The organism is Microbacterium sp. (assembly GCF_051953575.1).
Classification (GTDB): Bacteria; Actinomycetota; Actinomycetes; order Actinomycetales; family Microbacteriaceae; genus Microbacterium.
In genome coordinates this window covers 1-9,074 of sequence record NZ_JBQCIP010000144.1, presented here as the reverse complement: position 1 = coordinate 9,074, position 9,074 = coordinate 1, and the positions used below count along the sequence as shown (strand labels likewise).

The following is a 9,074-nucleotide window of genomic DNA, read 5'->3' as shown; positions in this document are numbered from 1 at the left end:
GCCGGTGGCCGGCGCCGTGCCACCCTTCGACGAGTCGAACACCGACACCGTGAGCGACTGCGACGCCGCGACCTGCTCGGCGCCGCCGTTGCGCGACCACGCGCCCTCATACGTGAGCTGCGCGTCGTCGTCGTTCAGCGCGATCGTCGCGCCCTTCGCCGGAGTGAAGGTGAACAGGCGCGTGCCGTGCACGGGCACGTCCGTCGCGACGAACGACCCCTCGGCCTTGCCGATGTCCTTCTTCGCCCACAGGTCGCGCACCTTCACCGAGCCCGACAGCCCGACGTCGGCCAGCGACACCGTCATGTCGGCATCCGTCTGCCCGAGGTTGAACACCGCGACCGTGACCGAGCCGTCGGGGTTGGCCGTGTACCAGGTCTGCTGCGGGGATGCCGTCGAGACGGGGTGCGCCGGACGCCCGGCCTGGTTCACCGCGATGACCTCGGGGTTCGTGAGCAGCTGGATGCCGTAGTCGTCGAGCTGCGTGAGGTCGTTGCCGACGTACATCGGCGCCGCCGACACCGCCCACAGCGTCGCCGCCGTGCGGCGCTCGTCCTTGGTCAGGCCGTCCATCTTGCCGTTGCCGACGTTGAGCGAGTCGAAGTCGTTCCACCCGCGGTCGGGGCCGGCGTACCGCCACCAGTCCGCGGCGCGCGGGAACAGGCGGGCGATGTTGTTCCAGTTCGTGAGCGCGGTCTTCTCGCAGTAGCACTCGACGTCCCACTCGACACGCCAGCCGTCGGCGTACTGCGCCCAGTAGTCGGCGTAGCGGATGTCGAGCGCCCACGACAGCTCGAACCAGATGCCGTTGCGGTGCAGCGCCTGCGACCACGCCTTGACGTCGTCGCGGGCATCCAGCGACAGGTCGCTGACGCCCGACCCGGGGGTCACGCTGTCGAACTTCAGGAAGTCGATGCCCCACTGACCGAACATGTCGGCGATGGAGTCGACGTACTTCTGGGCGCACGGGTTCGAGAAGTCGATCCGGTAGCCGATGCCCCAGTAGTCCGCCTTCTGGATCGGCTGCTTGACGATGTCGCCGGTCGAGCAGTCGGGGGCGCCGAAGATCGGCAGATCGGCCTCGTAGACCTGCGGCGAGATGCCGGGGATCGCGTACAGGCCGACCTTCTGCCCGTTGGCGTGGATGTGGTCGATGACGGCCTGAAGTCCGTCCGGGTACAGCTTCGCGCTCGGCGTGGGACGCCCGTACTCGTCGACGCCGTCGTTCCAGGCGGCGTCGATGTTGATGTGGTCGTAGCCGGCGGACTGCAGCTTCTGATGCATCGCATCGGACTGCGCGATGATCTGGTCCGCGGTGATCCACGTCGAGCCGTTCCCCGCGTAGACCTGCATGCTGTAGCTGCTCCAGCCCATGTACGGTCGCGCGCCCGGCGCGTCGTCGGGAACGGTCGCCGCGGGGACGACCGCCGGAGCGGGAGTGGATGCCTCGGCCCGGGGCCCCGCGGCGACCGCGGCACTCCCGATCCCGATGGTCGTGCCGACGGCAGCGACAGCCAGCGCCGCGAGCCACCGTCGCCCGAGGGCGTGGCGGTTCCTGGTGTTCATGGTTTCCTCTCTGCGGTGGGTTCATCGGCGAACCCCGCGCCCCATCGCGCGGTCCCCTGGGAGTGTGTCGACGCCGGCGGGTCAGGCGACCTTCACGACGTCGAAGAGCAGCGCCTGCTGCGGGTTGAGGGTGGGCAGCGGCACGCCTGCGACGGCGACCACGGCGCCCGGCAGCTCGATGCCCCCGTTGACCGCGGGGCGCATCCAGTCCGGGTCGGCGACCTCGTGACGGCTGGTGGCGCCCAGCTCCGGGCGCACACGGACGCGGTACCGCGCGGCGGTGTCGAGACCGGGGAAGCGCACGCGGCCGCTCTGTCCGTCAGGAGAGGTCGCCAGACGCGCCCACGTGAACAGCGCCCGCCCGCCGTCCTGGGCGACGATGCCGGTGAGCATCGTCGCATCGTCGGCGAGGTCGGCGTTGACGATGCGCCCGGTGTGGATGAGGTCCCGCAGCTCGCGGTAGAGGGCCGCCCACGCGGTGACGGTGCGCAGGTCCTCCGGCCCGGCGACGGTCAGGTCGGTCTCGATGCCGGCGTGCGCGGTGAGGGCGACGGCGAGGCGGAACGACAGGTCGGTCTCACGCGACGTCGTGTGCGACCGGTGCGCGCCGAGGTGCGAGCCGATGAGCTCCGGAGGCACGAGGAGGCGCGTCCAGCGCTCGATGCGGGCCCGCTCGACAGGGTCGTTGCAGTCCGACGCCCACACCCGGTCGGTGCGCTCGAGGATGCCGAGGTCGACGCGGCCGCCGCCGCCCGAGCACGTCTCGATCTCCAGCCGCGGGTGGCGGGCGCGCAGCTCGTCCAGCAGTCGGTACAGCGCGCGGGTCTGCTCGTGGACGAGTGGCCGGTCGCCCTCGGCGCGGCGGGCGACCGGCTCGACGAGATCGCGGTTGTGATCCCATTTGAGGTAGTCGATGTCGTACTCGGCGACGAGCGCGCTGATGCGCTCCAGCACGAGCGCGTAGGCCTCGGGGTTCGCGATGTCGAGCACGTGCTGGCTGCGGGCGGTCGGCCCGACGCCTTCGCGGGGCGCGAGCACCCAGTCGGGGTGGGCGCGGGCGAGATCGGAGTCCGGGCTGATCATCTCGGGCTCGAACCACAGGCCGAACTGCATGCCGCGCGCACGGACGGCGTCGACGAAGGGCCCGAGGCCGTCTGGCCACACCTGCTCGTCGACGAGCCAGTCGCCGAGCCCGGCGTTGGCGTCGCGGCGCCCCTGGAACCACCCGTCGTCGAGCACGATGCGTTCGACGCCCACCTCGGCGGCACTGTCCGCGATCTGGACGAGCCGCTCGAGGTCGTGGTCGAAGTAGACCGCCTCCCACGTGTTGAGCACGAGCGGACGCGGCGCGGTCGGGTGGCTGCGCCGCGCCCGGAGCCGCCGGTGGAAACGCGCCGACAGCCCGTCGAGACCTCGATCTGACCAGGTGAACAGGACGGTGGGGGCGTCGTAGCGCTCGCCCGGCTGCAGCACGACTTCCCCGGACCGCAGCAGCTCCCCCGCGCCGATGACGCGGGACAGCGCGCCGGCTCCCTCGGGCAGCCGCTCGGCGAGGTACTCGCCGTCGCCGCTCCAGGCGAGGTGCACGCCCCACACCTCGCCGTGCCCGAATCCGAAGGAGGGCGTGCCGGCGACGAGCAGGAACGGTGTGTCGTGCCCGGGCTTGCCCCGCCGCGCGCGGCGGGAATGGGTGCCGAACGAGAACGGGAGGCGCTGCGGCGAACGCTCGCGGCACCACTTGCCGGTGAAGTCCAGCAGCTCTCCCGCCCGGTCGGGCAGCGGCACGAGCGCCCGCAGCCCGTCGACGAGATAGGGGGATGCCGCCTCCGCGGGATTCTCGACCGACAGGTCGACCGACAGGACCCCGGCGGCGTCCAGCCCGTACTCCAGCCGGGCGCGCGTGCCGGCCACGGCGTCGTCGAAGCGCAGCACGATCCGGCCGCCGCCCGCCTCGGCGTGGAGGACCTCGGCGTCGAGCAGCCGAGGACGCGGGGTCGTGGCGGTGCCGCCCCGGTGCCCCGCCTGCGCGGGCGTGCCCGCCCAGCCGTCCTGCTCGGTGGGCCACACCGAGAAGACGCGCGGCACATCCGGCGAGTTGTTGAGCACCGCCGGCACGGCCGTCGCGCGCAGCGCCTGGGCCGTGGCCGCGCCGAGATCGCCCAGGTCGGCGCCCCAATGCAGCAGCCTCGGCTGCGCACCGGTCACATCGACGACCAGCGCGGCACCGGCCGCACGCAGAGTGTGGACGGCGCCTTCACCGTTGACCATTCGAGCTCCTCGGTCGAGTTTCTTGACATCGGTAATTAATCATGAATACGCTGGCGTCGCAAGCAAAGATCCGAGGTCTGCGGGCGAAGACGCCCCCAGCCGCGATCTCCGGGCCGAGACCCTTGAGGACCGAATGAGCGACACCCTGCGACTGTCGTGGAGCGCCCCCGCCGACCGGTGGGAGTCCGCCGTTCCGCTGGGCAACGGGCGCATCGGAGCGATGGCGTTCGGGGGCGCGACGGGCCGGTACGCGCTCAACGATGCGACCGTGTGGTCGGGCACGCCGGACGGCCCCGCCGCCGCGCTGCGGGACGTGCTCGCGGGCGGCGCGGGCCCCGAGCGACTTGCCGACGTGCGCGCCGCCCTCGACGCGGGCGACGTCCGCACGGCAGAGCGCCTGCTGATGTCGTTCGAGGGACCGTACTCGCAGGAGTACCTGCCGCTGGCCGACCTCTCGGTCGCCCTCGAGGGCGCGGCGGCCGAGTCTCCGGCCCGCGTGCTCGACCTCGACGAAGGCGTCCTGACCGAGCGGCTGCGCGTGCCGGGCGGCACCGTCGTCCGCCGCTCCTGGGTGTCGGCGCCCGCCCAGGCGCTGCTGGTCGAGCTCACGTCCGACGTCGCGTTCGCGGCATCCCTCTCGCTCACCTCGCCCCTGTGGAGCACGCCGCGCGACCTGGGTCTCGACGTCGAGATCCCCGTCGACGGCGCCCCGCTGCACGAGACCTCCGTCGAACCGCCCCTGCGGTACGCCGAGGCCGGTGCCGACTTCGACGCCTTCGCGGCCGTCGCGGTCGCACTGGACACCGACGGTTCCGTGGACGCCGCGCCCGCGCGCGCGACCGTCCGCGGAGCTCACCGGCTGCTGATCGCCCTCTCCACTTCGTCCCGCGCCGAGTTTTGGTGGGCCGACGCGGACGGGGAGTGGCGGACCGCCTCCCGTGAGGCGATCCGGGACCGCGCCGCGCAGCGCGTGGATGCCGCGGCTCGCCGCGCACCGTCCGCGCTGCTCGCCGAGCACGTCGCCGACCGTCGGCGCCATGCTCGGGCGCGGTTCGCGATCGGCGGTCGCCGGGAGGGCGTCTGGGACGTCGACCGCGACATCCTTCACGGCGACGACGCACAGCTGCGCGCGTCGGTGATCGCCGAGTACGGCGCCTACCTGCTCGCATCGTCGTCGCGCATCGGCGGACCGCCGGCGAACCTGCAGGGCATCTGGAACGACCAGCTGCGCCCTGCCTGGTCGTCGAACTACACGATCAACATCAACACCCAGATGAACTACTGGGCAGCTCCCGTGCTGGGCCTCGACGACGCGTTCGAGCCGCTGCTCGCGCTCGTCGAGCACCTTTCACGCACTGGGACCGACGTGGCCCGCGATCTTTACGGCGCACGCGGCTGGGTGGCGCACCACAACTCCGACCTCTGGGGCTGGAGCCTTCCGGTCGGAGGCGGGCACGGTGCCCCGAGCTGGGCCATCTGGATGATGGGGGGCGTGTGGCTCACCCACAATCTGTGGGACGCGTACGAGTACGGCGGCGACGTCGATCTGCTGCGCGCCCGCATCTGGCCCGTCATGCGCGGCGCCGCGGAGTTCTGCCTCGACTGGCTGGTGCCGGCGCCGGACGGCACCCTCCGCACGTCGCCGTCGACCTCGCCCGAGAACTCGTTCGTCGCCGACGACGGCGATAACACGGCGCTCGGCCTGACCGCGGCATCCGATCTCTTCCTGATCCGCGCGCTGTTCGAACGGGCTCTGACCGCGATCGCCGTGCTCGGGATCGACGACCCGCTCGCCGCCGAGCTCGACCGCGCACTCGCGATGCTCGCCCCGGTGGGCATCGGCGCAGACGGACGCCTCAGGGAATGGTCGGCCGAGGTCGTGGAGTCGGAGCCGCTGCACCGTCACCTGTCGCCGCTCATCGGCATGCACCCCCTCGATGTGCTCACACGCGAGCGCGACCCCGAGCTGTTCGAGGCGGGCGTCCGCCTGCTGGATGCCCGCGGTCCCGGTGCGATGGGCTGGTCGTGGGCCTGGAAGATCGCGATGCGCGCCCGCATCGGCGACGGCGAGACGGCCGCGCAGCTGCTCGGCGAAGCGCTCACGCCGTTCGAGGGCGACGCGACCCGGCACGGCCCCGTCGACGGCTCGGAGTGGGGTGGACTGCTGCCGAACCTCTTCAGCACGCACCCGCCGTTCCAGATCGACGGCAACCTCGGGTTTCCGGCGAGCATCGCCGAGATGCTCGTGCAGAGCCACGGCGGCGTCGTGCGGCTGCTTCCGGCGCTGCCGGCCGCGTGGACCGACGGCGACGTGCAGGGTCTCGGCGCCCGCACCGGCCTCGTCGTCGACCTCGCCTGGCGCGAGGGCGTGCTCGTGTCGGCGTCGCTGCGCAGCATCCGCGGCGGCGACCGCCGGGTGACCGTCGCGTATGGCGACCGCCGCATCGAGCTCGACGTGCCGGCGGGCGGGGCGGTCGACGTGGCGGCGGCGATCCTGGATGCCGGCGCCCTGACGATCGGGGCGCACGATGCGCGGTGAGCTCACGCTCGTCGACGAGCCGACCACGCAGACCGAGCCGTCCGACTTCGACGCGTTCTGGGCCGAGACGCTCGCCGAGACGCGCCGGCACCCGCTCGACGTCACGATCGAGCCCAGGCCGACGCGCCTGGCGGTGATCGACGTGTTCGACGTGACCTTCCGCGGATTCGGCGGCACGCCGATCCGCGCGTGGCTCCGCGTCCCGCACGGCGCGGCCGCTCCACTGCCGGGCCTCGTGCAGTTCTTCGGCTACGGGAACGGCCGGGGGCACGCGCTGCGAGACCTGCGCTGGGCCGCGGCCGGCTACGCCCACCTCGTGGTGGATGCCCGCGGCCAGGGACACGGCGACACCGACGACGACCATCCGGACGGCGGCCCCTCGGCCGGCGGATTCCTCACGCGCGGCATCCGCTCGCCGCACGAGTACTACTACCGGCGGGTGTATGCCGATGCCGTGCGCGCCGTCGAGGCCCTGCGGTCGCTGGATCTCGTCGACCCGGCGCGCGTGGGCGCCGTGGGCGCGAGCCAGGGCGGCGGGATCGCCCTGGCGATCGCGGGGCTCGTGCCGGATCTCGCCGTCGCGATCGTGCAGGCCCCGTTCCTGTGCGAGCTCGACCGCGCCGCCGACCTCAGCGACGAGCACCCCTACGCGCTGCTCACGCAGTACTTCGCCGACCGCCGGCTCGACACCGCGGCGGCCCTCGACACGCTGCGCTACTTCGACGGGATCAACCACGCCAGGCGCGCGAACGCACCGGCGCTGCTGAGCACCGGGCTGCGCGACGGCATCGCACCCCCGGGAACGGTGCTGCCCGCCTTCACCGCCTACGCCGGGCCGAAGCAGATCGTGCTGTGGCCCTACAACGGCCACGAGGCGGGCGGCGACCTCGACGAAGAGAACGCGCTCGAGTTCGCCGCCGCCCGGCTCGGGGCGCCCTGAGACGCCGACCGCACGAATTCGCTACCGTAACGACAACGACCGAGGGAACCGATGGACCACGACACCGCCGCGCGCACGACGCTCATCCGCACGGCGTCCGAGGCCGGGTCGAGGGTGTTCGCCACCATCCTGACGCGCAGCCCGATCAGCCGCATCGACATCGCGCGCCAGACCGGCCTGTCGCAGGCCGCCGTCACCAAGGCGGTGTCGCCCCTCGTGGCCGCGGGCCTCGTCGACGCCCCGCCGGCCACGCAGCGCGACGGCAACCCGGGCCGCCCGGCCGCCCCCGTCTCGATCGTCCCCGACGCGATGGTCATGCTCGGCATCAAGGTCAACGTCGACGAGGTGATCGGCGTCGCCACGGACCTGTCGACCGATGTGCTGGTGAGCGAGAGCCGGGCGCTCGCTGCGCACGATCCGGCCACAGCCGCCGACGCGGTCGTCGAGGTGGTGACGGCGCTCGAAGCCGGCCTCGGCGACAAGGCCGACGCCATCGCCGGCGTCGGGGTGTCGGTGTCGGGCGACGTCGACACGGTCGCCGGGGTCGTCCGCGAGTCGGCCATCATGGGCTGGACCGACGAGCCGTTCGGCGTCGCACTGCAGGACCGCCTCGGCCGGCCCGTCACGCTCGAGAACGACGTGCACGCGCTCACCGTCGGCGAGCACTGGTTCGGCGTCGGGCTCGGCACCGAGTCGTTCGCGATCGTCACGATCGGCCGCGGCATCGGCAGCGGCCTGCATCTGAACGGCCAGGTCGTCACCGGCGCCTACGGGGTGGCGGGCGAGATCGGCCACCTGCCGCTGGCCGACCCCTCGCGCGTCTGCCCGTGCGGGCGGCGCGGCTGCGTCGAGGCGGTGGCGTCGACCCCCGCGATCGAGGCGTCGCTGTCGGCGGCCTTCGGGCGTGACATCGGCATCGACGAGGCGGTGCGCCTCGCCCACGCGGGCGACCCGATCGCCGACGCCGCGTTCCGCGAGGCGGCCGGGCTCGTCGGCACCGCGATCGCCACCCTCGTGAACCTGACCGGACCGGAGCTCGTCATCATCGGCGGCGAGGGCGTCGCCGACTTCGACCTGTACGACGCGACGCTGCGCGACGCGTTCGACGCCCACGCGTTCGGCGCCGCCGCCCGGTGCCGCATCGTGGTGCGGCCGCACACCTTCCAGGACTGGGCGCGCGGCGCTGCCGCGGCCGCCATCCAGTCACTGGTCCGCTGACGCCGCGTCGCGGCATCCATTCGGTTCCGGAGGAGCCATGTCCGTCATCACGCACGCCCGAGCCATGCTCGTCGACATCCCCGTCGAGACCGTCCGCACCGACGCCGTGCAGTCGTTCGTGAAGCAGGAGACCATCGTCGTCGACCTCGAGACGTCGGACGGCACGCCCGGCCGCGGCTACTCGTACACGATCGGCACGGGCGGCCGCGCCGTGCTGTCGATGCTGCGGGAGCACCTCCTGCCCGCCCTCGTCGGGCAGGACGTGCGCCGACCCGAGGCGGTGTGGCGACACCTGTTCGGCCAGACCCGGGCGACGACCGTGGGCGCGATCACCTCCCTCGCGCTCGCGGCGATCGACACCGCCGTGTGGGATGCCCGCTGCCGCCGCGAGGACGAACCGCTGTGGCGCGCGGCGGGCGGTGCGGAGCCGCAGGTGCCGCTGTACGACACCGAGGGCGGCTGGCTGCACATCGACACCGAGACGCTCGTCGCCAACACCCTCGCGGCGCGCGACGGCGGCTGGCACGGGTCGAAGCTCAAGGT

General features: G+C 72.9%; 5 protein-coding genes and 1 pseudogene. 4 read left to right on the top strand and 2 right to left on the bottom strand.

The window, feature by feature from the left end; all coding sequences use genetic code 11:
• Positions 1–1,566, bottom strand: a 1,566-nt coding sequence (locus ACTHNQ_RS09190) for a glycoside hydrolase family 27 protein (protein ID WP_440333039.1), incomplete at its 3' end; no start/stop codon positions are given.
• An 81-nt stretch (positions 1,567–1,647) separates the two neighbouring features.
• The gene (locus ACTHNQ_RS09185; RefSeq protein WP_440333037.1) at positions 1,648–3,834 is read right to left on the bottom strand and encodes an alpha-galactosidase; all 2,187 of its coding nucleotides are present in this window, start codon (positions 3,832–3,834) and stop codon (positions 1,648–1,650) included.
• A gap of 133 nt (positions 3,835–3,967) precedes the next feature.
• On the opposite strand from ACTHNQ_RS09185, the gene ACTHNQ_RS09180 reads away from it, so the two are divergent.
• The 4 genes and pseudogenes from ACTHNQ_RS09180 to ACTHNQ_RS09165 all read left to right on the top strand — a co-directional run.
• Positions 3,968–6,373: a glycosyl hydrolase family 95 catalytic domain-containing protein gene (locus tag ACTHNQ_RS09180; protein WP_440333035.1), complete on the top strand. Its 2,406-nt coding sequence runs from the start codon at positions 3,968–3,970 to the stop codon at positions 6,371–6,373.
• Positions 6,363–7,313: an acetylxylan esterase gene (locus tag ACTHNQ_RS09175; RefSeq protein ID WP_440333033.1), complete on the top strand. Its 951-nt coding sequence runs from the start codon at positions 6,363–6,365 to the stop codon at positions 7,311–7,313. The genes ACTHNQ_RS09180 and ACTHNQ_RS09175 overlap by 11 nt, the downstream gene beginning before the upstream one ends.
• Positions 7,314–7,364: 51 nt before the next feature.
• A complete protein-coding gene (locus ACTHNQ_RS09170; protein ID WP_440333031.1) occupies positions 7,365–8,531 on the top strand; it encodes an ROK family protein in 1,167 nt (388 codons plus the stop codon).
• Positions 8,532–8,568: 37 nt separating this feature from the next.
• Positions 8,569–9,074: pseudogene (locus ACTHNQ_RS09165) on the top strand (mandelate racemase/muconate lactonizing enzyme family protein); the annotation flags it as partial.

What these genes read in the sequence shown, in the direction of transcription:
- ACTHNQ_RS09180 (WP_440333035.1), top strand. Translation starts at nt 3,968, where the DNA reads ATGAGCGACACCCTGCGACTGTCGTGGAGCGCCCCCGCCGACCGGTGG.
- ACTHNQ_RS09170 (WP_440333031.1), top strand. Translation starts at nt 7,365, where the DNA reads ATGGACCACGACACCGCCGCGCGCACGACGCTCATCCGCACGGCGTCC.
- ACTHNQ_RS09185 (WP_440333037.1), bottom strand. Translation starts at nt 3,834, where the DNA reads ATGGTCAACGGTGAAGGCGCCGTCCACACTCTGCGTGCGGCCGGTGCC.
- ACTHNQ_RS09175 (WP_440333033.1), top strand. Translation starts at nt 6,363, where the DNA reads ATGCGCGGTGAGCTCACGCTCGTCGACGAGCCGACCACGCAGACCGAG.